Source organism: Algihabitans albus (assembly GCF_003572205.1).
Classification (GTDB): Bacteria; Pseudomonadota; Alphaproteobacteria; order Kiloniellales; family DSM-21159; genus Algihabitans; species Algihabitans albus.
This window is the reverse complement of sequence record NZ_QXNY01000002.1, coordinates 780,124-804,904: the sequence shown is the minus strand read 5'-3', so window position 1 is coordinate 804,904 and position 24,781 is coordinate 780,124. Positions and strand designations below refer to the sequence as shown.

The window sequence follows — 24,781 nt, the reverse complement described above, 5'->3', positions numbered from 1 at the left end:
AGGTTGAAATCCGGTCGATTCGAGCCGCAGGCGCGAAATGGCAGGAATGGAGATCTCATAATCGGGTCGACCTTCGCGGCCGGCCAGACTTCGCCGATGGAGAGTCCTACGTGGCAGTTCCCTTGCGTCAGCACCTTGCCATTGGTTGGTATATCTTCAAGCAGAGACTGCGGGGCAACGAGCGCTACCCGCTGGTGCTCATGTTGGAGCCGCTGTTCCAGTGCAATCTCGCTTGCGCGGGCTGTGGCAAGATCGACTATCCGAAGCAGATCCTGCATCGCCGCCTGTCGGTTGAGGACTGCCTCGCCTCCGTGGACGAGTGCGGCGCGCCCATGGTCGCGATCCCCGGTGGCGAACCTCTGCTGCACAAGGAGATCGGCGAGATCGTCGCCGGCATCGTGCAGCGGCGGAAGTTCGTCTCGCTCTGCACCAACGCGTTGCTGCTCGAGAAGAAGCTGCATCTCTTCAAGCCCTCGCCCTATCTCTTCTTCTCCGTGCATCTTGATGGATTGAAGGAGGAGCACGACGCGTCCGTCTGTCAGGACGGCGTCTTCGACCGCGCGGTGAAGGCGATCAAGGTGGCTCAGAGCAAGGGCTTCCAGGTCAACGTCAATGCGACCATCTTCGACGGCATGAAGCCGGAGCGAGTCGCCGCCTTCCTGGATTACACGCGGGACATGGGGGTCAACGGCGTCACCATCTCGCCGGGCTTCGCCTATGAGCGTGCGCCGGACACTGAGCACTTCCTGAGCCGTCAGAAGACCAAGCAGCTCTTTCGCGATATCCTGGCACGCGGCAAGGGCAAGAAGTGGCAGCTCAGCCATTCTTCCCTCTACCTCGACTTCCTGACCGGCAACCAGGACTATCGCTGTACGCCCTGGGGGATGCCGACCCGCAATATCTTCGGCTGGCAGAAGCCCTGTTACCTGCTGAACGAGGGCTATGCGCCGACCTTCAAGTCCTTGATGGAAGACACCGATTGGGACACCTACGGCACCGGCCGCTATGAAAAGTGCGCCGACTGCATGGCCCACTGCGGCTACGAGCCGACGGCGGCCATGGACGCCGTTAAGAACCCTTTCAAGGCACTGAAGGTAGCTCTGCGCGGCCCACGCACCGACGGCCCCATGGCGCCCGAGATTCCCTTGGATCAGCAACGGCCGGCGGAATACGTTTTCGAGGATCTGGTCGCCGAAGCCATGACCAACTCCGACCGGCGCGCCGCCGAGGAGAGGGCACGCTCAGGCGGTAAGGGGGCGAACCAGCAGGCGGCGCAGTGAGGCCTGCGCGGCGGCGCGTGCCCGTCCCAGCCTGACCAGCGCCGGCAGGTCGCCCGGACTGCGCAGCAGCCCGAGCAGCAGGCGCGTCATACGGGGACGGCCACTGGTCTCGTCGACCGCTGCGATCGCGAAGGGTGGGAGCGTCGTTCCCAGGTCGTCCAGCACGGCGCGTATCACTGCGAAGGGCAGGTTGGCCTCGACGGCCACCTCTGCCAGTGCAGCACTCTCGAGATCGACGGCCAGTGCACCCGTTGTGTCCGCCAGACGCCGTTTCGCCGCCGGCGTCGCAGCCGCCTCGGCGGGCGTTGCCAGGGTGCCGCTGCGAACGGTCAGCTCTAAGGCTTCCGCGCTTTCGACGAGACCCCGGCTCAAAGCGGGATCGCAGGAGAAGCGCCTGTCGCTTTGGCCGATGACCTCGGTCGCAACCACCAGATCGCCGGGTTTGAGGTCGCTCGAGAGGCCGCCGCAATAGCCGAAGGACAGCAGGCTTGTCGGATGTTCGGTCAGCAGGCCGGGTGCGCGTCGTTCCGCGGCTGCGGTCGTGCCGCCGCCGACAAGAATGTGCGGCGGCTTCGGCCAGGATCGGCTCGCGTCGCGAAGCAGCTCGGCCTCTTCGGCGAGACCGACCAGGACGGTCAGCGACGTCTCGCCGCCGGTCACATCCCGACGTCGATTTCGCCGGAGTTACTGCGCTGCAGGTTGGCGTAGCGGGCCAGGGCCCAGAGCGGGAAGTAGGCGGCGTAGCCGTGGTACTTCAAATAGAAGACCTTGGGGAAACCCGTGCCGGTCCAGAAGGGTTCGTCCCAGCGTTCGCCGTCGCGCGGCGCCTCCACGAGGTTCGCCACGCCCTTCTCGACCGTCTCGCTCTCGACCTCGCCGGCGGCCATCAGGCCGAGCAGGGCCCAGGCCGTCTGCGAGGCCGTGGATCCTTGGCAGGCGTCCTTGCGGTCCGAGTGGTAGCTATCGAGACTTTCGCCCCAGCCGCCATCCGGCAACTGCTTGGACTTCAGCCACGAGACGGCCTTGCCGATCTCGGGGCGGGTCATGTCGAAGCCGACGGCGTTGAGGGCGCAGAGAACAGACCAGGTGCCGTAGATGTAGTTGGAGCCCCAGCGTCCGAACCAGGAGCCGTCCTCTTCCTGCTCGCGCAGGAGGTACTGCACGCCCTTGGCGACGGCGGGGTGGTCCAGGCCGTAGCCGAGCTGGCCGAGCATCGAGAGGCAGCGCGCGCTCACGTCCGCCGTCGGCGGGTCCAGCAGGGCGCCATGGTCCGCGAAGGGAATATGGTTCAGGTAATAGTGCGTGTTGTCGGCATCGAAGGAGCCCCAGCCGCCGTTCGCCGACTGCATCCCAAGAATCCAGCGGGTCGCCCGCTCGATCGCCGGCTTGTAGGCCTCCGGATCGGCGCGGTGGAGCGCCATGACCACCACGGCGGTGTCGTCGAGGTCCGGATAGTGGGCGTTGTTGTACTGAAAGGCCCAGCCGGAGGGGGCGAGGTGCGGCCGTTCCACCGCCCAGTCGCCCTTGACCTCGGTGACCTCGCGCTCGAGCAGCCACTCGGCGGCCTTGCGCAGCGACTCGTCGCGACCGGGGACGCCGGCCTCCTGGACCGCGTGCATGGCCAGGACGGTGTCCCAGATCGGCGATACGCAGGGCTGGCAGTAAAGGGTATCGCCGCGGTCGTGCAGCAGGTTCTTGATCGATTTCTTGGCCACCGCGAAGTTCGGGTCGTCTTTGGCGTAGCCTAGCGCATCCAGCATCATCACGGAGTTGGCCATGGCGGGGAAAATGGCGCCCAGCCCATCCTCGCCGTTCAGCCGCTCCAGCGTCCAGTCGACGGCCTTGTCGATGGCCCGCTGGCGTGCGCCCGCCGGCATCAGCGGTTCGACGCTGCGCAGCACCCGGTCCAGGTTCACGAAGGCGGCGCCCAGCACGGTTCCGTCGACGTTGGCGATGTAATCGCGCTCTTCCTCCGGCGGGGTGATGAAGAGTTCCCGGATATCGACGCCGCGCGGATTGCGGGCCTGCGGTTTCAGGGCCATCAGCACCAGCAGCGGCACGATGACCGTGCGCGACCAGTAGGAAACCTTGCTGAGGTGAAAGGGAGACCAGCGCGGAAGATGCATGATCTCGACCGGCATGACCGGGACGGCACGCCAGGGCACCTGCCCGAACAGGGCCAGTGCGATGCGGGTGAAAACGTTGGCCTTGGCCGCGCCGCCGACCTCCAGAAGGCGCTGTCGCGCTGCCGCCATATGCGGCGCTTCTATGTCTTCCCCGGTCAACTTGAGGGCGTAGTAGGCCTTGACCGTCGCCGAGATGTTCATCTCGCCGCCGTGGAACAGGGGCCAGCTCCCGTCCGGATTCTGGATTTCCCGCAGATGCCGGGCGATCTTGGCCTCTTCGGCCGGATCAACCTCTCCGAGATAGTGCTGCAGGAAGATGTACTCGGCCGGAATGGTCGCGTCGGGCTCCAACTCGTAGAGCCAGTGGCCATCGTGGCGCTGGCGTCCGAGCAGGCCGTCACGCACTTCGGAAATCGTGGAATCCAAAAGGTCCAACGAAGGTTTATCGTCGAACGCCGGCATCGCCATCTAAACGAACCTTCCCCTACGTCAGTGCCTGGAGAGCCCGCGCCTGCTTGAGATCCGCATCGCCGGGCGCCGTTGGAAAAGCCGAACCTTCTGGGCGGCCGGGCGCAATCTCTATGTGAACGCCGACTCCGACCTCGACTCTGTTGCGTCGCAACACAAAGTATCGGGACTATGCCTTCTCATAGGCTCGAAAACAACCTTCCATCACAACCCCTTAGTGATCTCCCTCATAGGAGCCCATAGCGCAGCGCGACCCACAGCTTGCTGCCTTTGGAGAGCTTCACGGAGTCGCCGCCGACCTGCCATCCGGCCGCCTGCATGCGCAGCAACTGGCGCCAATAGACCTCCATCATCACGATGGCCGTCTTGGGTTTCCGGCGGCAGCGGCGGATCAGCTCGCGGCTGCGTGCAAAGCGGGCCAACGCCAGCGCGGCCAGGCTGTCGCAAACTTTGTGCAGGTCGGGGTGACGCAGAACCGCAGCCGCGCTGCGGTCCTCGATTCCGGCCTCCTGCAGAAGATTCGCGGGTAAGTAGAGACGTCCGCGTGCCGCGTCTTCCGTGCGGTCACGCAGAATGTTGGTGAGCTGCAGCGCCTCGCCTAGGGTGACCGCCAGCTCCCGCGCATTGGCGTCGCGCTCGTCCAAGACCTCCAGAGTCAGCACTCCGACGGCCCCCGCGACCCGGCGGCAGTAGAGTTCCAGGGTCGGCCAGTCGGGCCCCTGCAGAGCGTCCAGCAGGTCCATCTCCATGCCGTCGATCAATGCCAGGAACTCGCTCTGCGACAGCGAGAAGTCGCGGATCGGTTCCGCCAGGGCGAGGGCGATCGGATGAGTCACCGCTTTTCCGGCGTAGAGCCGGGCAATTTCGGCCCGCCACTCGGCCAGTGCCGCGCGGCGCGCATCCAGAGGACCCGGCTCGTCGGCGATATCGTCGATCTCGCGGCAGAAGGCATAGACCGCAAACATGGCTTGCCGTCTGGGGGCGGACAGCAACTTGAGGCCCCAGACGAAAGAGGTGCCGGCGGCCTGCACACGGGCTCGCACCCAGGCCTCGGCTTGATCGCGCGGCATGGCCGGCGCAGCGAAGTGGGCGCCGAAGTCGATGACGGGATTCGGGGGGGTGTCGTTTGCGGTCATGAATAGAGAAATCCAGCATAGGCGGATAATCTGTCTGAGCGGCGCGCTCTGCTCAATGGCTCTCGGGCGAGTCTTGACGACTTGCTGAACTTTGTCCCGTTCCAGCCGCTTGGTTGCGGCCCTTCCAGCCGCCTCCACGACCGCTGTGATAACGCCGCGCGGAGTCCAGGGTCATTCCGGTATAGAGCACCGCCGCCAGCGGCAGAAGCAGAGCCAGCCAGAGCGGCTGGCGATACTGTCTGAGAGTCGGCATCAGAGCCAGTGCCATTGCCAGCCAAACCGTGAGCGCCGTGAGCCCGGCAAGGGCAGTGCCGTGTAGCGGCCAGGTCAGGGCGATGGCGGGTGGAACCAGGTAGATCAGCATCATGCCAAGCAGCGTGCCGGCAAGCAGCCAGGGCGAGTGATGAAGCTGGGTATAGGCGCTGCGCGTCACCATGCGCCAGATTTCGCCCAGACTTTCGTAAGCCCGGGCCGAGCGGGCGTGGCCGCTGGTGCCCAGCCAGAGTCGCCCGGCCCGGCCCTTAGCGTCGGCCGGCCGGCCGTGCCGCTTGATCTGCTGGCCGATGGCGCAGTCGTCGATGATCCGGTCGCGCACGGGGGCCAGGCCGCCGGCGCGTGCGAAGGCCTTGCAACGAAGCAGCAGACAGCCGCCCGCCGCCGCCGCCGTGCGCGTGCTCGGATCGTTGACCCAGCCGAAGGGGTAGAGCTTGGCGAAGAAGAAGACGAAGGCCGGGACCAGCAGCCGGTCCCAGAAGGAGACGCAAGCCAACTCGACCATCTGGGAGGTCAGGTCCAGATCCTCCGTTTCGGCCTTGGCGATCAGGCAGCGCAGATTGTCGGGGTCGTGAAGGATGTCGGCGTCGGTGAACCAGAGATACCTGGCCTCGGGCGAGACGCGCTCAGCTTCCGCCACGGCCGCGTTGAGAGCCCAGAGCTTCCCCGTCCAGCCCTCGGGCAGCGGCGGCGGTGCGATCACGGTCAAGCGGTCCTCGGCTCCAAGAGCGACGGCAAGTCTGCGGGCGAGATCTCCGGTTCCATCGGTGCTGGCGTCGTCGGCCAGAACGACGTGAAAGGGCCCGGCATAGTCTTGGGTCAGAACGGACCGCAGGGTTTGCGACAGGACATCGGCTTCGTTGCGCGCCGGAATACAGACGGCGGCGGCGGGCCAAGATCGGTTTTCGTCTGCTTCGGGCGGACAGACGAAACGTTCCCGCCCGCGCCAGAACCCGCCCCGGAACAGCAGCAGGACGATCCAGATCAGCAGCGAAGCTGCGGCGAGACCCGTCAGCACGCCGCCCGATCCGGCAGGCGTTGCAGGATCAGACCGGCGGCTGTCTGACCCGAGGTGACGGCGCCCTCGATGGTCGCGGGGAGGCCGGTGTCGGTGTAATCGCCGGCCAGCAGCAGGTTCGACAGGCCGACGGTCGGCTTGGGCCGCAGGCGCAGGTTGTCCGGCGTTTGGCTGAAGGTCGCCCGCTTTTCCTTGACGATCCGGATCGGCGGAGCCGGCTCCAGGGGCAGCGACAGCGCCTTGGCGACATCGGGCCAGAGTCGCGCCGCCAGATCCTCGGCCGGCCGATCGACCCAGCGGTCCGCCGCGCTCACCGTGACGGAGGCGAGGCCGGGGCGCAGGAAGATCCATTCGGCGACGCCGCCCACCAGACCCAGGATACCGGCCCCCTCCGGCAAGCGCGCCGTTTCGGGCACGGCGACATGGGCGTTGACGATGGGGTCGTTGCCCTCCGGCAGCCGCAGTTCCGGCAGCAGTTCGGCCGTCACCGCGGGCGGGGTTGCCAGGATGACGCGCTCGTCCGCCGCCAACTCCATGCGATCGGCGCCGAAGTCCAGGCCGGCGATCCGCTGGCCGTCCCGAACCAGCCCGCGCAGCCTCTGGCCGTGGTGCAACGTGCAGCCGCGGGCCTCCAGGACTCGTACGGCCGGTTCGACCAGGCTGGCGTCGAGGCTGTCGCGCGCGATCAGCGGCTTGCAGTGGGCCGCGCCCTTCAGGAAGGTCTCGGCCAGCACGGTCCAAAGCAGGCGCGCCGAGGCCCGCTCCGGCGTCGCATTCAGCACAGCGACCGTCAAGGGGCGCCAGAAGCGCGTATCGGCGGGTTCGGCCCGTCCGACGGCCTCGGCCACCGTGGTGTCGGGACCCGCCAGACGCAGGTTGACGGCCTTCAGGAAGTCGAACGCCCGCGTGCCGGGAATGCGTTTCGAGGGCTGGAAAACCCACCAGGCGATCGGACCCTCGCTTGGCTCCAACCGCCAGGTTTCGCCGCTGGTCAGGTCGAGGAAAGGCAAGGGGCCCTCGGTCGGAGCAATCAGGCCGTCGCGCGCGCCGATCTCCTCCAGATAGGAGAGAGCTGCCCGGTTGGCCGAGAGCAGCAGATGATTGCCGTTGTCGATCGTGCGGCCGATCACGGGGTCGTGGTAGCTGCGGCAGCGGCCGCCGGCGCGGGGCGCCGCCTCATAAAGCGTGACCGGAACGCCGCTGCCGCTGAGACGTACGGCGGCGGCCAGCCCCGCCATGCCGGCGCCCACGACATGAACCCTGGCGGCCTTCCGAGTCATGGCGCGCGGCGGCTCTCGCCGGCCGGGGCCGGGCGGTGACTGCCCGGCAGACTCCGGCGCAGCAGCTCCCGAGCGGCTCCGGCGACGGCCTGACCCGCCAGGGCGGGACGGCTCAGTTCGACCCGCTGGGCGATGGGGTCCTGCCGCCACAGCCGCGCGGAGAGTTTCCAGGCCAGTCGGGTAATTGAAGCCGATTCAAGAGCTAAGCGCGTGTCTTTCAAGTTCGGTGCCAGTTGATCGGCGCGCCGCAGCAGGGCATCCGTGGCCTCCAGGCAGCGGTCGAGCACCCGCCGCAGGCCGGGCGTTGCCTCGGCCTTGGTCAGGTCGTCGAGGGAGGCGCCCTCGGCCGCCAGCCAGTCGGCCGGCAGGTAGACCCGGTCGAGTTGGCGGTAGTCCTTCGCGCAGTCCTGGAGATGATTGAGCACCTGCAGCGCGGAGCAGAGGGCGTCGCTCGCGGGCCAGCCGGCGCGATCCTCGCCGTGCAGATCCAGCAGGTAGCGGCCCACCGGATTGGCCGAGACCTCGCAGTAGCTCATCAGGTCGGCCCAGTCGGCCGTGCGCGGTTTGACCGCGTCGCGCGAGAAGGCCTCCAGCAGGTCGAGGCCGTGTTGGATCGGTACGTTGGTTTCGGCCAGACTGCGACGCAGGCGCTCGGCCTTGGCGACCTTGCCGTCCGGCGGTGTCTCGCCTTTCAGGGTCGTGGCGAAGGCCGCCAGTCGGCGTAGTTTGTCCTCCGGCTCCAGGGCCGGGTTGTCGGCGATGTCGTCAGCGGCCCGGGCGAAGGCATAGAAGGTCGCCACATGGGGGCGCAGCCGCCGCGCGATCAGGATCGACCCGACGGGAAAGTTCTCCGCGTCGGATCCCTTACCCGAGGGAGTCTCGACGGAAGACCGCCCGGCGGCCATCTTGTTGGAAGTCTCGGCGTCCATGGCGGGCAGACTAGAGGGCGATCGTAATCAGCGGAAGCGGGTTCGCGTTCGTTGAAGACGTGAATCGCGTTCCAACTCGACGGGGACTCGGGAGGAGGGTGCGGCAGCGCCGAGGCAAAGCACGCCGGCTGTGGACTTTCGCCGGCGGCTGCGCGAGAGATGAACGCCTTCGTGACGCCCGCCTTGGGAGATTGATCATTTCCGCCGATCCCGCCCGCATCGAGACTGTGACCGTGGCAAGCGGTGCCGGCCTGCCGGCTGCGCGGCTGCTCGTGACCGAAGGTTGGGACGGCTACGCTCTGCTGGACAGCGGGGCGGGCCGGAAGCTGGAGCGCTTCGGCCGCTACCGGGTCGACAGGCCGGAGCCTCAAGCCATGTGGACGCGCCGCCTGCCGGAGAGGGATTGGGCTTCGGCCGATGCCGTCTTCGTCGGCGACAGCGAGGAGGGCGACGGCCGCTGGCGCTTCAAGGACGAACCCTTGGAAAGCTGGAAGAGCGGCTATGGCGAGGTCGCCTTTCATGGCCGCTTCACGCCCTTCCGCCACGTCGGCTTCTTCCCGGAACAGGCGCCCCATTGGGACTGGATGCTGGAGCGCCTGAAAGACCGGGCGTCGGAGGCTTCCGAGCCGCCCAGGCTGCTCAACCTCTTCGGCTACACGGGTGTTGCCTCGCTGCTCGCCGCCGCCGCCGGTACGGAGGTGACTCATGTCGACGCGTCCAAGAAGGCCATCGGCTTCGCGCGGGAAAACCAAGTCCTGGCTGGGCTGGAGGAGCGGCCGATCCGCTGGATCTGCGACGACGCCCTGAAGTTCGCGGCGCGCGAAGGCCGGCGCGGCCGGCGCTACGACGCGATCCTGGTCGATCCGCCGAAGTTCGGCCGGGGCCCGAAGAACGAGACCTGGCAGCTCTTCGAGAACCTGCCGGAGATGCTGCGGCTCTGCCGCGATATCCTGGCGCCGGAACGCTCTTTTCTGATTCTGACGGCCTATGCGGTGCGTGCCTCCTTCCTCTCGCTGCATGAACTCTGCGCCGAGACCTTTCCCGAAGCGGCCCTGGAGACGGGCGAGTTGGCGCTGCGCGAGCAGGGCGGTGGGCGGCTGCTCTCCACCTCTCTCTTCACGCGGTTGCGCCGTGGGGTGGGCCCCGGGGCCAGGCCGTGACCAGGCCGGCCGAAGCCCGGGTCGTCACCAGCCCCGCCAATCCCGAGATCAAGCGCATCCGGGGACTGGCGCTGCGCAAGAAGCGCGAAGAGGAAAAGCTCTTCGTCGCCGAGGGTCTGCGCCACGTGATGGAGGCGCTGGAGGCCGGCTGGCCGCTGGAAACGCTGGTCTACCAGGCCGAGGCGGCCAAACGTCCGAAACTGGCCGAGGCGCTCGCGGCGACCCGGGCGGCCGGCGGACTCTGCCTGGAGGTGACCGAGGCGGTGCTTGCCAAGATGACCAAGCGGGACAATCCGCAGATGGTCGTCGGCGTCCTGCCGCAGCGCTGGCAGACGCTCGAAAGCCTGAGGCCGGGCAAGCTCTGGATCGCGCTGGAGACGGTGCGCGATCCCGGCAACCTCGGCACCATCCTGCGCACCGCCGATGCCGTCGCCGCCGACGGTGTGATCCTGATCGGCGAGACCTGCGACCCCTACAGTCCGGAGGCGGTGCGCGCCTCCATGGGATCTATCGTGCGGGTACCGCTGGTGCGGGCGACGCCGGAGCGCTTCCTGGCTTGGCGCGCCGGCTGGCCGGGCCTGGTCGTCGGCACCCATCTCTCGGGCGAGGCCGACTACCGAGAGGTCGCCTACGATCCGCCGGTCCTGCTGCTGATGGGCAACGAGCAGGCGGGCCTGACCGAGGCCGCCGCCGCGGCCTGCGACCGCCTGGTTCGAATCCCCATGGCCGGCGGCGCCGATTCCCTCAACCTCTCGGTCGCGACCGCCGTGATGCTCTTCGAGATCGCGCGGGAGCGGCTCCGGCTTTCGCCGTGACGCGCCCGCCCGACAGGCCTGTTCTCGCCGCCCTGGCCGTCGCCATCCGTGGCCCTTCGGTCGTTCTCATCAAACGCCGCAATCCGCCGGACGCCGGTCTCTGGGGCTTCGCCGGAGGCAAGGTGGATCTGGGCGAGACGGTCGCCGCCGCCGCCGAACGGGAGCTGCGGGAGGAAACGGGCGTCGAGGCCGAGGCTCTGGAGAGCCTCGGCGCGCTCGACATCATCGGACGCAGCGACGAAGGAACCCTGACCCATCACTTCGTCCTGGTGCCGGTGCTCTGCCGTTACCGCAACGGCGAGCCGCGCGCGGCCGACGACGCGTTGGAGGCGAAGTGGTTCGAGATCGCGTCGCTCGATCCCGCCGCCTTGCCCATGAGCAGGGACGTGGTCCCGGTCGCGCGGGAGGCCGCGCGCCGCCTGGCGCACCAGGGCTGACGCCTCTCAGTTTTTCACGAAGAGCTGTCTCGGGACCTTGGCCAGGCACTCGGCGCCCGCCTCGGTGACCAGGAAGGACTCGGTGATCTCGATCCCCCAGTCGTCGAACCAGAGTGCGGGAATGAAGTGGAAGCACATGCCGGGCCGAAGCTCCGAGTGATCGCCGGCGCGCAGGCTCATGGTGCGCTCGCCCCAGTCGGGCGGGTAGGAGAGGCCGAAGGAGTAGCCGCAGCGGCTGTCCTTCTCGATGCCGTGGCGGGCGATGGCCTTGCGGAAGGCCGCCTCCACCTCGGCGCAGGTCGCCCCCGGTTTCGCGGCCTGCAAGCCGGCTTCCAGGCCCTCCAGCACGGCCTTCTCCGCGTCCAGGAACTTGACCGGCGGCTGCCCGAGATAGACGGTCCGCGACAGGGGGCAATGGTAGCGTTTGTGGCAGCCGGCCACTTCGAAAAAGGTGCCCGCGCCGTCGGCGAAGGGGCGTTCGTCCCAGGTGAGGTGCGCCGCGGCGGCGTCGCGGCCGGTCGGCAGCATCGGCGCGATGGCCGGGTAATCGCCGCCGTGGCCGTCGACGCCGGCGATACCGGCTCGATAGATTTCGGCGACCAGCTGGTTCTTGGGCAGGCCGGGTTCGACCAGTTCCAGAATGCGGGCGTGAATGGCCTCGACGATGCGGGCGGCGATCCGAACGTAGGCGATCTCCTGCGGCGACTTCACGGCGCGCTGCCAGTTGACCAGACCGGTCGCGTCGACCCTCCGGGCGTTCGGCAGATGCTCCGCGAGCGCGGCATGGGCGGCTGCGGTGAAGTAGTAGTTGTCCATCTCCAGCCCCAGGACCTTGCGGTCCCAGCCCCGGTCCTGCAGCAGTGCGGCCAGATGTTCCATCGGGTGCTTGGCGACGTTCTGCACGTAGTCGTCGGGATAGGAGAGGACGTTCTCCGCCGCCATGAAGACGGTGCGCAGGGCGCCGTTGGCGTCCTGGCCGCGGCCGTACCAGAGAGGCTCGCCCTCCTGAGCCAGCAGTACGCCCTGATGAACGTAGAAGGACCAGCCGTCGTAGCCGGTCAGCCAATGCATGTTGGAGGGGTCGGTGACGAGCAGCAGCTCGATCTCCTTCGCCTCCATCGCCTTGCGCACTTTGGCCAAGCGTTGCCGATATTCCTCAAGCGTGAAGTTCAGGGTCACGTCCGGCATCGTCATTTCCCCCTCTCGCGGTTCGTCGCCGGCAGGCGGCTTCCGAACGACCTTCGCTTTCCGCGCTGGCGTCGTCCCGCGCGCCTGCTATTCTGCTTGTAAATCAAGGTGAAGCGAAGCCGACTGACCTCTTTCGAGTCTCCGATGAACCCCAGAACCTTCCTGAACGATCTCTTCGCCGCCGCTCTGGCGGTGGCCGATCCGGCGCGCAGCCTCGCGGCGCATCTGCCGGCGCGGCCGGCCGGGCGGACCGTCGTGGTCGGCGCCGGCAAGGCGGCTGCCTCCATGGCGGCTGCCGTCGAGGCGGCTTGGGAGGGGCCCGTCGAAGGGTTGGTGGTGACGCGTTACGGCCATGGCGCGGCGACCCGCAGCATCGAGGTGGTGGAGGCGGCGCATCCGGTGCCCGACGCCGCCGGTCGGGATGCGGCTAAGCGCATCCTGGCCTTGGCCGAAGGCCTGGGCGAGGGCGACCTGCTGCTGGCGTTGATTTCCGGCGGTGGGTCCGCCCTGCTGTCCCTGCCGGCCGAGGGGATCACGCTGGAGGACAAGCAGGCGGTCAATGCGGCCTTGCTGCGCTGCGGTGCGCCCATCGGGGAGATGAACTGCTTGCGCAAGCACCTCTCGGCCATCAAGGGCGGGCGTCTCGCGGCGGCGGCCCATCCGGCCAAGGTGGTGACCCTGGCGATCTCCGACGTGCCCGACGACGACACGGCGGCCATCGCCTCCGGCCCGACAGTTGCCGATCCGACGAGCTATGCCGATGCCCGCGCCATCGTCGCCAAGTACGGGCTGGCGCTACCGGACTCGGTGGGCCGCCTGCTGGAGGCCGCCGCCGACGAGACGCCCAAGCCCGGCGATCCGCGTCTGGCGGGCGCAGAGTACCGCCTGATCGCCACGCCGCAGATGGCGCTGGAGGCCGCCGCCGCCGTGGCCGGCAAGGCCGGGGTGACACCGCTGATCCTGGGCGATTCCCTGGAGGGGGAGGCGCGCGAGGTGGCTCAGGTCATGGCCGGCATCGCCAAGCAGGTGCGCCGTCACGGTCAGCCGCTGCCGGCGCCCTGCGTGCTGCTGTCGGGTGGCGAGACCACGGTGACCCTGCGCGGCCAGGGGCGCGGCGGGCGCAATGCCGAGTTCCTGCTGGCCCTGGCCGTGGCGCTCGACGGCCTGCCCGGCGTGTCGGCGATTGCCGGCGACACCGACGGGATCGACGGCAGCGAGGACAACGCCGGCGCGCTGGTCCTGCCGGACACTTTGGCGCGCGCCGGCGCGGAAGGGATCGACGCCAAGGCGAGTCTGGCGGATAACGACGGTTACGGGGTCTTCGAGTCCCTCGGCGACCTGATCGTCACGGGGCCGACCCTCACCAACGTCAACGATTTCCGCGCCATCCTGATTGTGTAACCGCAACCAAGTAGGTTTCCGTCCCATGCGCCGACTCCGCAATGCCAAGATCGTGGCCACGCTTGGGCCCGCCAGTCACGAGGAAGACACCCTGCGCGCGATGTTCGAGGCGGGTGCCGACGTCTTTCGGCTGAACTTCAGCCATGGAACTCACAAGGATCATGCCGCGCGCTACGAGACGATCCGCAAGATCGAACGCAAGGCGGGGCGGCCCATCGCCATCCTGCAGGATCTGCAGGGCCCGAAGCTGCGGGTCGGGCAGATCGAGGGCGGCAAGGTGCGACTGGAGCGCGGCGACACCTACCGCCTCGATCTCGATCCGGCGCCCGGCGATGCCAAGCGGGCGCCGCTGCCGCATCCGGAGATCTTCGCGGCTCTGGAGGTCGGCGCCACCATCCTGATCGACGACGGGCGTATGCGCCTGACCGCGCAGAAGGTGCACAAGAATCATGCGGTCTTCGAAGTGGAGACCGGTGGCGTCCTGTCCGACCGCAAGGGCGTCAACGTACCCGGCGTCGTCATGCCGCTGTCGCCCCTGACCGACAAGGACCGCAAGGACCTGGCCTTCGGCATGAAGCTGGGGGTCGACTGGGTCGCGCTGAGTTTTGTGCAGCGCCCGGAAGACCTGGCCGAGGCGCGCCGGCTGATCGACGGCCGCGCCGCGTTGATGGCCAAGATCGAGAAACCCCAGGCCCTGGAGCAGCTCGACGAGCTGGTCGAGCTGTCGGATGCCTTGATGGTGGCGCGCGGCGATCTGGGGGTTGAGATCCCGCCGGAAGAGGTGCCGGGCCGGCAGAAGGAGATCGTGCGGGCTTGCCGTCTGGCCGGCAAGCCGGTCGTGGTGGCGACGCAGATGCTCGATTCCATGGTTCACTCGCCGGCGCCGACGCGGGCCGAGGCCTCGGACGTGGCCACCGGCATCTACGACGGTGCCGATGCCGTGATGCTCTCCGCCGAAACGGCGGCCGGTCACTATCCGGTCGAGTCGGTGGCGATGATGGATCGCATCATCAGCAAGACGGAGCAGGACGCCAGCTACCGGCCGATCATCGAGGCGCTGCACCCGGCGCCCGAGCCCACGGCGGCGGACGCCATCTCGGCGGCGGCGGCACAGGTGGCGCAGACCATCTCCGCGGCGGCCATCGTGACCTACACCACCAGCGGCTCGACCGCCCTGCGCGCGGCGCGCGAGCGGCCCGGCGTTCCCATCCTCACCTTGACCTCGAAGCTTTCGACGGCGCGCCGGCTGGCGGTGATCTGGGGCGCCCAGTGCGTCCATACGGCGGACGTCAGAAGCTTTCCGGAGATGGTGCAGAAGGCCTGCCGGATCGCCAAGGACCGTGAGTTCGCCGAGCCCGGGGACAAGCTGGCCATCACCGCCGGCGTTCCCTTCGGCACGCCGGGTGCCACCAACGTCCTGCGCATCGCCTGGATCGACGAGTAGCGCTCCGGCCCGCCGGAGGCGACGGGCAGCTACCACCTGACGAGGGCGGTCGTTTCTCTAATGCCTTCCTCCTGCTGAGCCTGTCGCAGCAGGCGGCTTGCAGGGAACCGCGTCCTCCGAACTTGATGCGCCCGACCTCCGGCGCGCTGCCCTATCACGTGAAGCGGGCCCGGGACTACATCCATCGGCATGCCGGCGAGAAGATCGCCCTGGCAGATCTGGCGGCGGAGGCCGGGTGCGGCTACCGGAACCTCCAGCTCGCCTTCGAGGAGGCCTTCGGTCCGTCGCCGATGGACTAGCTGAAGAGAGTCCGCCTCCAGCGCGTTCGGAAGGAGTTGCTCGACGCGGAAGAAACCGGGGTTGTCGCAAAGATCGCGGCGAAATGGGGATTCACGCAGATGGGACGCTTCACCCAAGTCTACCGCCGCGAGTTCGGAGTGACTCCCTCGGAGACCTTCCGCATGAAGAGGTAGCGTCGCCCGGCTGGCTGCAGTTCTGTTTCACCTGTTCCGGATATGGCCGCGTTCGACGAGCGCCGCCGCTCAGCCCCGGCTCGGGGGGGCGCGCTTGAGATCCATGCGGCTGCGGCAGAGGCCGGCGTCGTAGGCCGTCGCCAGTTCCCAGCGGGCGCCCCAGTTGAAGACCAGCGCCGCCTGGCTGGCGTCCCGGCCGGCGACCGGGCGCTCGCTCACCGCGCCGTGGAGGCGGTCGAGCGCGCGCAGCCAGTCGTCGAGACGGGCGGCGCAGGCCTCCGGCGCCATCGCCCGTTCCTCGTGCTCCAGGCCGATGGCGGCGAGCCGCCCGCGCCGCAGCAGGAAGTCGACCTCCCACTCGCGGCCGGCGAAGGGGGCGGTGGAGGCGGCAATCAGCTTGAGGTCCCGCCCGTCGGCGGCGGTCTGCGGGGTGAATGCCTCGGCGATGTCGTAGAAGAAGCGGACCTCGACTTCAGACATCCAGAAGAGCGCCTTGTGGTAGCCGATCAGCCAGCGGCTCGGAGGCTCGCCGACGGCGGCGGCCGGCGCCGCCGCGAGCGTGGCGGTCAGCAAGAGGACGGTAAAACGCGCAAGGGGCGGCACGGCGACCTTCCGGACAGGCGGACTCCGGTCCAGCGTAAAGCGCCGACCCCGAGGCCGCAATCGGCCGCGGTGTCAGACAGATGAGAAGAGCTTCGCCAGCTCCGCAAGGGTCTCGGCGGAAAGATCGCTTTCGGCCAGGGTTACCGGCTCCATGCCGTAGCCCGAGGGCAGCAGCGCGATGGGCAGGCCGGCCGCCCGCGCCGTCTCAAGATCCGTGCGGGAGTCGCCGACGTAGAGGGTCCGGTCGGGGGGGACGCCCAGGCGCTCCACCACGGTCAGCAGGGGCAGGGGATGCGGCTTCAGCTCCGCCGTGTCGCCGCCGCCGACGACCGCCTGGAAGTGGTCGGTCAGCTCCAGCCGCGCGAGCAGTTGCCGGGTCGGAACCGACGGCTTGTTGGTGCAGAGGCCGAGCTTGAGGCCCTGCTCGGCGAGCTGGTCGAGGAAGGCGCGGGCGCCGGGATAGAGCGCGGAGGAGTCGGACAGCTCGGTCTCGTAGATCTCGAGGAAGCGGGCGAAAGCGACCTCGAAGTCCTCCGGCGGCAGCGTCTGCCCTGCCTGCCGCAGTCCCCGCGTCAGCAAGAGCCGCGCGCCGTCGCCGACCATTCGCTTGGTGGCCTCGACCCCGGCGGGCGGCAGGCCGTACTCGGCGAGCAGGCGGTCGAGGGCGCCGGCCAGTTCGGCGGCCGAGTCCACCAGCGTGCCGTCCAGGTCGAAGACCACGGCCTCGAAGCGGGTCGTCAGATCGGCGGTCGGGGTGGCAGGGCGATCAAGGGGACGGTCCATCAGGTCTCCGGTGTAGAGCATGTTGTGATCGTATGGAATCGCTTCAGGCTATCCTGCTCTGGGGGAAATGGTGAGATGCGCGACCAGGGCGGCGAGCAGCGCCATGCCCGCGATGGCCAGCATGGAGACGCGGAAGGCCTGGAGGAAAGCGCCGTGGACCGCCGCTTCGACCGCTGCACCCTCTGCGGACGAGAGACCTGCGGGAGGCGACAGTCCGGCCAGTTCGCCGGCTCTGCCCAGCAGTCCGGCCTCGATGTCGGGCGGCAGGGCGAGGGCGGAGAGGTCGGCCTGCAGCGCCGGCTCGAACAGGATCACCGCGACCGCCCCGACGATGGCGACGGCCAGCAGGCTGGCGACGCGCGCGGCGGCGTTGTTGATCCCCGAGGCGAGGCCGGCGTGGCGGTCCTCCACCGCGTTCATCACCGTCGTGGTCAGAGGCGAGACGCAGGCGGCCATGCCGAGCCCCATCAGCACCATGGCCGGGAAGAAGGTCGTCCAGTAGCTGCCGTCCTGTCCCGGCAGGGCCAGCAGAGCGTAGCCGGCGCCCGCGATCAGCGGCCCCAGGGTCAGGAGGCGCCGGGTCCCGAAGCGTTCCACCAGAGTGCCGCTGGCGCGCGACAGCAGCCCGATCAGCAGGGCGAAGGGCAGGAAGGCGGCGCCGGCCTCCGTCGCGCTGTAGCCCTGCACCTGGATCAGGTTGAAGGGCAGCAGGAAGAGCGCGCCGCCCAGGGCGAAGTAGAGAAAGAGCGTCAGGCCGTTGGCGCCGCTGAAGTCGGCGGAGCGGAAGAGATGCAGCGGCATCATGGCGTTGCTCCGCTTCGCCTCGACCGCCAGGAAGACCGCCAGTACCGCGAGCCCGGCCAGCAGCAGGCCGCCCGACTGGAGGGCCGCGAAGCCCTGTTCGCCGACGGCGATCAGGCCGTAGGTCATGAGGCCGAGACCGAGCACAGCCAGCGCGGCGCCCCAGCCGTCCAGGCGCGCCGCCGCCTGCAGATCGCGGCTCTCCGGGATGTGGCGCCAGCTGATCGCCAAGACGGCCAGGGAGAGCGGAACGTTGATGTAGAAGATCGCCCGCCAGGAGAAGTTGTCGATCATCCAGCCGCCGATCAGCGGCCCGGCCGCCGTGGTGATGGCTGCCGCGCCGGCCCAGGTGCCGAAGGCCCGGCCGCGCAGCTCGCGGGGGAAGCTGGCGCTGATGATCGCCAGGCTGCCGGGGGTCAGCAGCGCGCTGCCGACGCCTTGCGCCGCCCGCGCCGCGATCAGGGTCTCGGTATTGGGGGCGAGGGCGCAAGCGACCGAGGTGACCGCGAAGATCACGACCCCCAGGTCGAACATGCGCCGCCGGCCGAAACGGTCGCCCAGCGCGCCGCCGGTCAGTACCAGCGACCCCATCATCAGGGTGTAGCCGGTCAGGATCCACTGGAGCTGGGCCATGCCGGCGCCGAACTCCTGCTGCATGATCGGCAGGGCCACGATCACGACGGAGCCGTCGATGAAGGCCATCGCCGAGGCCAGGATGGTCGCCGCCAGCACGTAGGGCCGCGCCCGCTCGGCGCAGTGCGCGGCCTTGGTCGGCGGCGGCTGCGCGGCCGCGCCTGCACAGGCTTCCGTCATGGGGCCTCGTCAGAAAGGGAATCGACCTGAAGCGCCAGCTTGCCACAAGCGGGCCGCCGATTGCATAGCCAGGATCTGTGACGTTTACAGTGCGGCGGCGCTTCCGGTCGTTTGCTCTGGCTTACGCCTTGGCCTTCAGCGCCGCCAATTCCGCCTTGGCGGTCTCGGCGTCCCAGAGTTTCGCGTAGAGCGGCGCCCCGTTCTCGAAATAGCGGCCGTTGCGCAGCGGGCCGGCGTCGATGGGAACGAAGTGGGCGGCCTCGATCAGTCGCGCGGCGATCGACTTGGCGTCCGCATCGTCGCCCGCGAGGAAGATGGCGCGTCCGGGCGTGCCCTGGCCGTTCGCCAGAGCCTCCATCTCGGTCGCGAACATCATGTTGAAGGCCTTGACCAGCGTCGTCCGGGGCAGGTGGCGGGCCAATGCTTCCGTCTGCGACAGCCCGCCGAGATCGACCTGCCCGTCTCGTGGGGGATAGTAGTTGGCGGCGCTGATCACCATCTTGTCCGCCAGCGCCTCGGCGGGCAGGTTCATCGTCGTGCTGAAGGGCAGCGCTTCGAGGATCACGTCGGCGAAGGCCATCGCCTCCTCCAGCGATCCGGCCCGGGCTCCCGCGCCGGCTTGCGCGACCAAGGGCGCCAGGCTGTCCGGGCTGCGCGAGGCGAAGCAGATCTCGTGCCCCGCTTTCGCCCAGAGCCGCCCGAGCGACCCGCCGATGTTTCCGCTTCCGAGGATGCCGATCTTCATAAGTCCGCTCCCGATGCTGGTTTCGCGTCAAAGATGCGCGCCGCCGTCGACCTCGATTTCGGCGCCGGTGATATAGCCGTTCCGCACGACCGCGACGATGGCGGCGGCGATGTCCTCCGCTTGCCCGACCCGTCCGACCGGCAAGGTGTCGGCGGTAGCCCGCAGCATGGCGGCGCGCGCCTCCGCCGGCATACCGGCATAGGCTGGCGTGTCGACCAGGCCGGGGGCGATCAGGTTGACCCGGAGAGGCGCCAGCTCCTTTGCCAAGGCCGACGCCAGGGCTTGCAGGCCCAGATTGGCGACGCCGACCGCGATCATTCCGGGGAGCGGCCGGCGCCCCGCGACACCGCCGAGGAAGGTGATGGTGCCGTCGTCACTCAAATGTTCCAGCGCAGCGTGGGCGAGGCGCGCCTGCGCCATCAGCTTCGTCTCCAGGGTCTGCGCGATGGCCGAGACCCCGACGGTCTCGAATGGCCCCATCGCCGCGCCGGCACCGACGGTCAGGACCAGATCGTGGAGCGGACCGAGACGCCCGAAGAGCTCGGCGACCGAGGCGTCCGACAGGGCATCGACCCGTTCGGCCGTAACGCCAATCGGCAAGCTCTTCTGCGCCGCCGCCAGCTTGTCCGGCGAGCGGCCCGCGATGGTGACATCGTCGCCGGCCTCGGCGAAGGCGCGGGCCGTGGCCAGACCGATCCCCGAGCTGCCGCCGGCAACCAGAACTCTGCGTTTGCGATCCATCCTCACCCTCCCGAACGGCCTGTCCGGTATCTGGGTGGCCCGCATGAATTGTTGAAATAGATTGTCGTTATATGCGTCATTGACCGCATGAATTTGGCAACGGTCGACCTCAATCTGCTCAAGGCCTTCGATGCGCTCTACCGGGAAGGCAGCGTCACCCGGGCCGGGACCCGGATCGGTCTCGCGCAGCCCTCCATGAGCAACGCGCTTGCCCGCCTGCGCCAACTCTTCGGCGACGCGCTCTTCATCCGGACGCCCCAGGGCATGGCGCCGACGGAGCAGGCCCAACGCCTCGCGCCGAAGATCGCGGCGGCCCTGGCCCTGATCCGGGAGGCGGTCGAGCCGCCCGCGCCCTTCGACCCGACAAGCGCGGCGGCCGAGATCGTGATCGCCACGAGCGACGACATCAATCTGACCTTGAGCCCGCGGCTCGCCCAGCGACTCGGCGCGGCGGCGCCGAACTTCAATCTCCATCTGAGACCGCTGGACAAGGACCGGATCTTCGCGGAGCTGGACGCGGGAGGCGTCGACATGGCCATCGGCCGGTTTCCCGACCTTCCCCCGCGCTTCCTTCAGCAGACCCTGCGGCAGGACGACTTCGTCTGCATCGCCCGCAAGGACCACCCGGCGCCGGTCGCGGATCTGTCGCCGCGGCAGTTCGCGGAGCTGCCCCAGATCCTGATGACTCTGCGCGCCGACGAACGCGGTGTCGTCGACGCGGCGCTGCAGAAACTGGGATTGAGACGACGCGTCGCCCTGACCGTCGGGCAGTTCATCGTCATCCCCGACATTGTCGGTCGAACCGACTACATCGCCGCGATCCCGCGCAGCGTCGCGGAAGCTCTGGCGGAGCGGGCCGGCTGCAGCCTTCACCCTTTGCCGATCGCGATGGAGCCCTGGACCGTCTCCCTGATCTGGTCGCGGGCGACGGAGACGGCGCCGGCGAAGCGCTTCGCTGTCGGCGAGGTCGCCCGGATCGGACAGGAGCCGTAGCGCGGAAAGACGCGCGTCAGGGCAGCCTCAGCCTGCCACGCTCTCCGCAGGCGTGTGGGTTTCCGTCTCGGTTTCCGTCTCGGCGGCGGTCATGTTGGCGATCACCACCTCGGCCTTGTGGGCCAGGTGCCGGCGCAGGATGTCGGCGAGGCCCGCGCCGTCGCGGGCGGTCAGCGCCGCCAGGATCTGCTCGTGCTCCTCGACCGCCTGCTGCCAGCGTGGCGGACTCATGTTGGCCATGAAGCGCGCGCGCCGCACCCGGCCGGCGAGTCCGCCGTGCAGGGCCGTGAGGGTGGCGTTGCCCGCCGCCTCAAGGATGCGCTCGTGGATCTGCTGATTGAGCCGAAAGTACTCGGCCCGCTCCTTACGGTGATAGTGCGCGACCATCTGGTGGTGCAGGGCGGTGATTTCGGCGACGCCGGCGGCGTCGATGTTGGCGCAGGCTAGCTCGCCGGCGAGCGCCTCCAGCGCGCCCATGACCGGAAACATCTCCTCGACATCGCCGCGGGAGATCTGCACCACCGTCGCGCCGCGGTGCGGCGAGATTTCCACCAGACCGTCGGAGGCCAGCACCTTCAACGCCTCGCGCAGCGGGGTCCGGGAGACGCCGAACTGGCTGCAGAGTTCCTTCTCCGGCAGCCGCGCGCCGGGCCGCAGCTCGCCCTCGACGATCATGTTGCGCAGCCGCGCCACCAGTTCGTCGTGCAGGGAGCGCCGGGCGATCGGTGTCACGGCCCGCAGCTCGGTCGTTTGTTCTCCGGCGGTCGGCTCACTCATGCATCCAGCGCCTCTTCCAGGATCAGGGCGACATGCCGGGCCTGCCGTCCGGCTCCATCCGCGATCTGATGACGGCAGGAGGTGCCGTCGGCCACCAGAATCGCATCGGCCGGCGCCGCGCGCATCGCAGGCAGAAGAGCAAGCTCGCCCATCGCGCGGGAGGAGTCCAGGGTCTCCGCCTGATAGCCGAAGCTGCCGGCCATGCCGCAGCAGGAGGACTCCACGGTCGTCACTTCGAGATCCGGAATCAGCCTCAGGACGCGTTCGACCGGCTTGACGGCGCCGAAGGCCTTCTGGTGACAGTGGCCGTGCAGCAGGGCGCTCTTGCCGAGCGGCTTGAGCTTGGGCGCGAAGTGCCCGGCCTCGGCCTCGCTGTCGAGAAACTCCTCCAGCAGCAGCGCCTTGTCGGCCAGTGCGGCGGCCTCCTCGCCCGGAAGCAGCGACAGAAACTCGTCGCGCAGGGTGAGCAGGCAGGAGGGCTCGAGCCCAACCACCGGCAGGCCCTGGCGCACCAGCGGCAGCAGCGCATCCAGGGTGCGCCGCGCCTCGGCCCGTGCCTGCTCGACAAGGCCGGCCGACAGGAAGGTGCGCCCGCAGCAGAGCGGGCGATTCGGTTGGTTCGCCGCACGGGGCAGGTGCACCCGATAGCCGGCGGCGGTCAGCACCTTGACGGCGGCGCGCGCGTTCTCCGGCTCGAAGTGGCGGTTGAAGGTATCGGCGAAGAGCACGACGGGACGGCCGTCCTCCGGCCCGACGGCCGTTTCGCTCGGGTAGTAGGCGTCGTCGCGCCATTCCGGCAGCGGGCGCTCCGCCGCCAAGCCGAGCCAGGCTTCGCCGAGACGGCGCAGCAGGCCGACCCGATTGCGCAGGTTGGCGAGGCCGGCGATGTGCCGCAGCCTGGGCGCGTAGCGGGGCAGGTAGGCGACCAGTCGCTCGCGCAAGGGTACGCCCCTGGTCCTGGCGCGCTGGTGCAGCACCTCGATCTTCATCTTGGCCATATCGACACCGGTCGGGCACTCGCGCTTGCAGCCCTTGCAGGAGACGCAGAGTTTCAGGGTCTCCAGCATCTCGTCGCTGGCCAGAGCCTCGGGTCCCAATTGGCCGGAGACGGCGAGACGGAGTGTGTTGGCCCGTCCACGCGTCAGGTCCTGTTCATTCCGGGTGACCCGGAAGCTGGGACACATCACGCCCGCGTCGAACTTACGGCAGGCGCCGTTGTTGTTGCACATCTCGATGGCACCGCCGAAGCCGCCCCAGTCCGACCAGTCGAGACCGGTTTCGATGGGTTCGACTTCGTAGCCCGGCTTAAAACGGAAGAGGTTGCGGTCGTCCATCTTGGCGGGGCGGACGATCTTGCCGGGGTTCATCCGCCAGTCCGGATCAACCAGCGTCTTCACCTCCTCGAAGCTCTTCACCATGCGTGGGCCGAACATGGCCTCGTGGAACTCACTGCGCACGAGACCGTCGCCATGCTCGCCCGAGTGCGAGCCCTTGTAGTCGCGCACCATCTCGAAAGCTTCCTCGGCGATGGCGCGCATGGTCTTGACGTCTTCGTCGAGTTTCATGTTGAGGACCGGGCGGACGTGCAGGCAGCCGACCGAGGCGTGGGCGTACCAGGTACCCCGCGTCCCGTGCTTTTCGAACACCTGGGTGAGGCGGTCGGTGTATTCGGCCAGGTCCTCCAGCCGCACGGCGCAGTCTTCGACGAAAGAGATCGGCTTCCCGCTGCCCTTCATCGACATCATGATGTTGAGCGCCTGCTTGCGCACCTCCCAGATCGCCTGCTGGAAAGCCGGCTCGGTCGCCTCCACGACCGCGTCCGGGAAGCCGAGATCGCCCATCAGGTCGACCAGGTTCTTGAGTCGGCGCAGATTCTTCTCCGCGTCGTCGCCGGCGAACTCGACCAGCAGCAGGGCATCGGGCTCGCCGCGCAGGAACCGCACCATGGTATCGCGGAACAGCGGATTTTTCAGACCCAGCTCGATCATCGTGCGATCGACCAGCTCGACGGCGGTCGGCCCCAGTTCGACGATGTGCCGGGTGTTGTCCATCGCCTCATAGAAGGTCGGGAAGTGGACCACGCCCAACACCTTGTGGCGGGGCAGGGGAGACAGCTTCAACTCGATGCGGTTCGAGTAGGCCAGGGTGCCCTCGGAACCGACCAGCAGGTGCGCGAGGTTGATCTCCCGATCCGCCGTAGCGGGGGGCATCAGGGCATCGATGTTGTAGCCGCCGACCCGCCGCATCAGGTCGGGAAAGCGCGCCTTTATCTCCTCCGCCTCACGTGCGCCCAGGTTCAGCAGGCTGGCGGTGAGGTCGCGGATGCGGTCGGGTTCGTTGGAGACGAGCTTGGCCGGATCGACGCTGCCGAAACGCATGGGTGTGCCGTCGGGCAGCAAGGCCTCGATGGCCGCGACGTTGTCGCGCATCGGGCCGTAGTAGAGGGAGCGTGCGCCGCAGGAATTGTTGCCGGTCATGCCGCCGAGCGTCGCGCGGCTGGAGGTCGAGACGTCCACCGGGAACCAGAGGCCGTGGGGTTTGAGCTGCCGGTTCAGACGGTCCAGGGTGAGCCCCGGCTGAACGACGGCGCGGCGCGCCCCGACATCGAGGTCGATGAGTCCGGTGAGGTGTTTGGACAGATCGAGGACCAGCGACTCGCCCACCGTCTGACCGCACTGCGAGGTCCCGCCGCCGCGCGGCAGGACCGGAAGGCCTTCCTCCGCCGCGATCTCGAGAACCGAACGGACATCGGCTTCGGTCTTCGGCACCACGACGCCCAGTGGATCGATCTGATAGATCGAGGCGTCGGTGGCGTAGCGCCCGCGGCTGAAGGCATCGAAAAGTACTTCGCCCTCGACCGCGTTCCGCAACCTGCCGCCAAGGGCGGAACTGCCGCGCGCGGGCCGCTTCGGCTGGGACGCGGACTCTGCGGGCCTGGGGTCTGTCGCGACGGGCATGGCGCTTCCTCGTTACCATCGAATGTCACCAGGATACGGCAGATTGCATGCAAGATGCAACTCGACCGCGGAAAGGGGAGTATCCCATATCATGCTGATAATAATCGATCATTATCAGAAGCATTGGTTTGTTATGGATA

Annotated in this window: 23 protein-coding genes; 9 read left to right on the top strand and 14 right to left on the bottom strand. The window is 68.4% G+C overall.

The window, feature by feature from the left end:
• Window positions 1-110 precede the first annotated feature (110 nt).
• Window positions 111-1,280, top strand: coding sequence for an adenosyl-hopene transferase HpnH (hpnH, locus tag DBZ32_RS05415; protein WP_119166372.1), 1,170 nt, complete (start codon window positions 111-113; stop codon window positions 1,278-1,280).
• On the opposite strand, the gene DBZ32_RS05410 is transcribed toward hpnH, so the two are convergent.
• The 6 genes from DBZ32_RS05410 to hpnC all read right to left on the bottom strand — a co-directional run bounded on the left by DBZ32_RS05410 (window position 1,242) and on the right by hpnC (window position 8,510).
• Complete coding sequence (locus DBZ32_RS05410) at window positions 1,242-1,940, bottom strand: phosphorylase family protein (protein WP_119166047.1); 699 nt, start codon at window positions 1,938-1,940, stop codon at window positions 1,242-1,244. The two genes, hpnH and DBZ32_RS05410, sit on opposite strands and share 39 nt — an antisense overlap.
• The gene (shc, locus tag DBZ32_RS05405; RefSeq protein ID WP_208539105.1) at window positions 1,937-3,874 is read right to left on the bottom strand and encodes a squalene--hopene cyclase; all 1,938 of its coding nucleotides are present in this window, start codon (window positions 3,872-3,874) and stop codon (window positions 1,937-1,939) included. The genes DBZ32_RS05410 and shc overlap by 4 nt, the downstream gene beginning before the upstream one ends.
• 227 nt (window positions 3,875-4,101) lie before the next feature.
• Complete coding sequence (hpnD, locus tag DBZ32_RS05400) at window positions 4,102-5,010, bottom strand: presqualene diphosphate synthase HpnD (RefSeq protein ID WP_119166046.1); 909 nt, start codon at window positions 5,008-5,010, stop codon at window positions 4,102-4,104.
• Between the two features lie 52 nt (window positions 5,011-5,062).
• On the bottom strand, window positions 5,063-6,301 hold the full coding sequence (locus tag DBZ32_RS05395; RefSeq protein ID WP_119166045.1) for a glycosyltransferase: 1,239 nt from the start codon (window positions 6,299-6,301) through the stop codon (window positions 5,063-5,065).
• The gene (gene hpnE / locus DBZ32_RS05390) at window positions 6,295-7,581 is read right to left on the bottom strand and encodes a hydroxysqualene dehydroxylase HpnE (RefSeq protein WP_119166044.1); all 1,287 of its coding nucleotides are present in this window, start codon (window positions 7,579-7,581) and stop codon (window positions 6,295-6,297) included. The genes DBZ32_RS05395 and hpnE overlap by 7 nt, the downstream gene beginning before the upstream one ends.
• Window positions 7,578-8,510 carry a squalene synthase HpnC gene (gene hpnC / locus DBZ32_RS05385; RefSeq protein WP_235830053.1) on the bottom strand — a complete coding sequence of 311 codons (933 nt, stop codon included), beginning with the start codon at window positions 8,508-8,510 and terminating at the stop codon, window positions 7,578-7,580. Before hpnC ends, hpnE begins: the two co-directional genes overlap by 4 nt.
• A 191-nt stretch (window positions 8,511-8,701) precedes the next feature.
• Between hpnC and DBZ32_RS05380 the strand changes: the two genes are divergently transcribed.
• Genes DBZ32_RS05380 through DBZ32_RS05370 form a run of 3 tightly spaced genes read left to right on the top strand, consistent with a single transcriptional unit; the run spans window position 8,702 to window position 10,922 of the window.
• Window positions 8,702-9,670: a class I SAM-dependent methyltransferase gene (locus DBZ32_RS05380; RefSeq protein ID WP_235830052.1), complete on the top strand. Its 969-nt coding sequence runs from the start codon at window positions 8,702-8,704 to the stop codon at window positions 9,668-9,670.
• Window positions 9,667-10,485: a TrmH family RNA methyltransferase gene (locus DBZ32_RS05375; protein WP_119166043.1), complete on the top strand. Its 819-nt coding sequence runs from the start codon at window positions 9,667-9,669 to the stop codon at window positions 10,483-10,485. Before DBZ32_RS05380 ends, DBZ32_RS05375 begins: the two co-directional genes overlap by 4 nt.
• Complete coding sequence (locus DBZ32_RS05370) at window positions 10,482-10,922, top strand: NUDIX hydrolase (protein WP_119166042.1); 441 nt, start codon at window positions 10,482-10,484, stop codon at window positions 10,920-10,922. The genes DBZ32_RS05375 and DBZ32_RS05370 overlap by 4 nt, the downstream gene beginning before the upstream one ends.
• A 6-nt stretch (window positions 10,923-10,928) precedes the next feature.
• Here the strand turns inward: DBZ32_RS05370 and doeA are convergent, their stop codons facing one another.
• Window positions 10,929-12,116, bottom strand: coding sequence for an ectoine hydrolase DoeA (gene doeA / locus DBZ32_RS05365; protein ID WP_119166041.1), 1,188 nt, complete (start codon window positions 12,114-12,116; stop codon window positions 10,929-10,931).
• 138 nt (window positions 12,117-12,254) lie between these two features.
• Between doeA and DBZ32_RS05360 the strand changes: the two genes are divergently transcribed.
• From DBZ32_RS05360 to DBZ32_RS22805, 4 genes are all read left to right on the top strand, one after another.
• Window positions 12,255-13,511: a glycerate kinase type-2 family protein gene (locus DBZ32_RS05360; RefSeq protein WP_119166040.1), complete on the top strand. Its 1,257-nt coding sequence runs from the start codon at window positions 12,255-12,257 to the stop codon at window positions 13,509-13,511.
• A 25-nt stretch (window positions 13,512-13,536) separates the two neighbouring features.
• Entirely contained in the window at window positions 13,537-14,955 is a 1,419-nt protein-coding gene (gene pyk / locus DBZ32_RS05355) for a pyruvate kinase (protein ID WP_119166039.1), read from the top strand.
• 125 nt (window positions 14,956-15,080) lie between these two features.
• Entirely contained in the window at window positions 15,081-15,254 is a 174-nt protein-coding gene (locus tag DBZ32_RS05350; protein WP_119166038.1) for an AraC family transcriptional regulator, read from the top strand.
• Entirely contained in the window at window positions 15,255-15,428 is a 174-nt protein-coding gene (locus DBZ32_RS22805) for a helix-turn-helix domain-containing protein (RefSeq protein ID WP_119166037.1), read from the top strand.
• 69 nt (window positions 15,429-15,497) lie between these two features.
• Here DBZ32_RS22805 and DBZ32_RS05340 read toward each other — a convergent pair whose 3' ends face one another.
• The 5 genes from DBZ32_RS05340 to DBZ32_RS05320 all read right to left on the bottom strand — a co-directional run bounded on the left by DBZ32_RS05340 (window position 15,498) and on the right by DBZ32_RS05320 (window position 19,914).
• Window positions 15,498-16,031, bottom strand: coding sequence for a hypothetical protein (locus DBZ32_RS05340; RefSeq protein ID WP_119166036.1), 534 nt, complete (start codon window positions 16,029-16,031; stop codon window positions 15,498-15,500).
• 72 nt (window positions 16,032-16,103) lie between these two features.
• Window positions 16,104-16,835, bottom strand: a complete 732-nt coding sequence (gene gph, locus DBZ32_RS05335) for a phosphoglycolate phosphatase (RefSeq protein ID WP_119166035.1) — start codon at window positions 16,833-16,835, stop codon at window positions 16,104-16,106.
• 27 nt (window positions 16,836-16,862) lie between these two features.
• Entirely contained in the window at window positions 16,863-18,428 is a 1,566-nt protein-coding gene (locus DBZ32_RS05330; protein ID WP_119166034.1) for an MFS transporter, read from the bottom strand.
• Between the two features lie 121 nt (window positions 18,429-18,549).
• On the bottom strand, window positions 18,550-19,173 hold the full coding sequence (locus DBZ32_RS05325; protein WP_119166033.1) for an NADPH-dependent F420 reductase: 624 nt from the start codon (window positions 19,171-19,173) through the stop codon (window positions 18,550-18,552).
• Window positions 19,174-19,200: 27 nt separating this feature from the next.
• Window positions 19,201-19,914 carry an SDR family oxidoreductase gene (locus tag DBZ32_RS05320; RefSeq protein WP_162906576.1) on the bottom strand — a complete coding sequence of 238 codons (714 nt, stop codon included), beginning with the start codon at window positions 19,912-19,914 and terminating at the stop codon, window positions 19,201-19,203.
• Window positions 19,915-20,001: 87 nt separating this feature from the next.
• Between DBZ32_RS05320 and DBZ32_RS05315 the strand changes: the two genes are divergently transcribed.
• Window positions 20,002-20,907 carry a LysR family transcriptional regulator gene (locus DBZ32_RS05315; RefSeq protein ID WP_119166031.1) on the top strand — a complete coding sequence of 302 codons (906 nt, stop codon included), beginning with the start codon at window positions 20,002-20,004 and terminating at the stop codon, window positions 20,905-20,907.
• Window positions 20,908-20,934: 27 nt separating this feature from the next.
• On the opposite strand, the gene DBZ32_RS05310 is transcribed toward DBZ32_RS05315, so the two are convergent.
• On the bottom strand, window positions 20,935-21,684 hold the full coding sequence (locus tag DBZ32_RS05310; protein ID WP_119166030.1) for a GntR family transcriptional regulator: 750 nt from the start codon (window positions 21,682-21,684) through the stop codon (window positions 20,935-20,937).
• The gene (locus DBZ32_RS05305) at window positions 21,681-24,641 is read right to left on the bottom strand and encodes an FAD-binding and (Fe-S)-binding domain-containing protein (protein WP_119166029.1); all 2,961 of its coding nucleotides are present in this window, start codon (window positions 24,639-24,641) and stop codon (window positions 21,681-21,683) included. Before DBZ32_RS05305 ends, DBZ32_RS05310 begins: the two co-directional genes overlap by 4 nt.
• Between the last annotated feature and the right edge of the window lie 140 nt (window positions 24,642-24,781).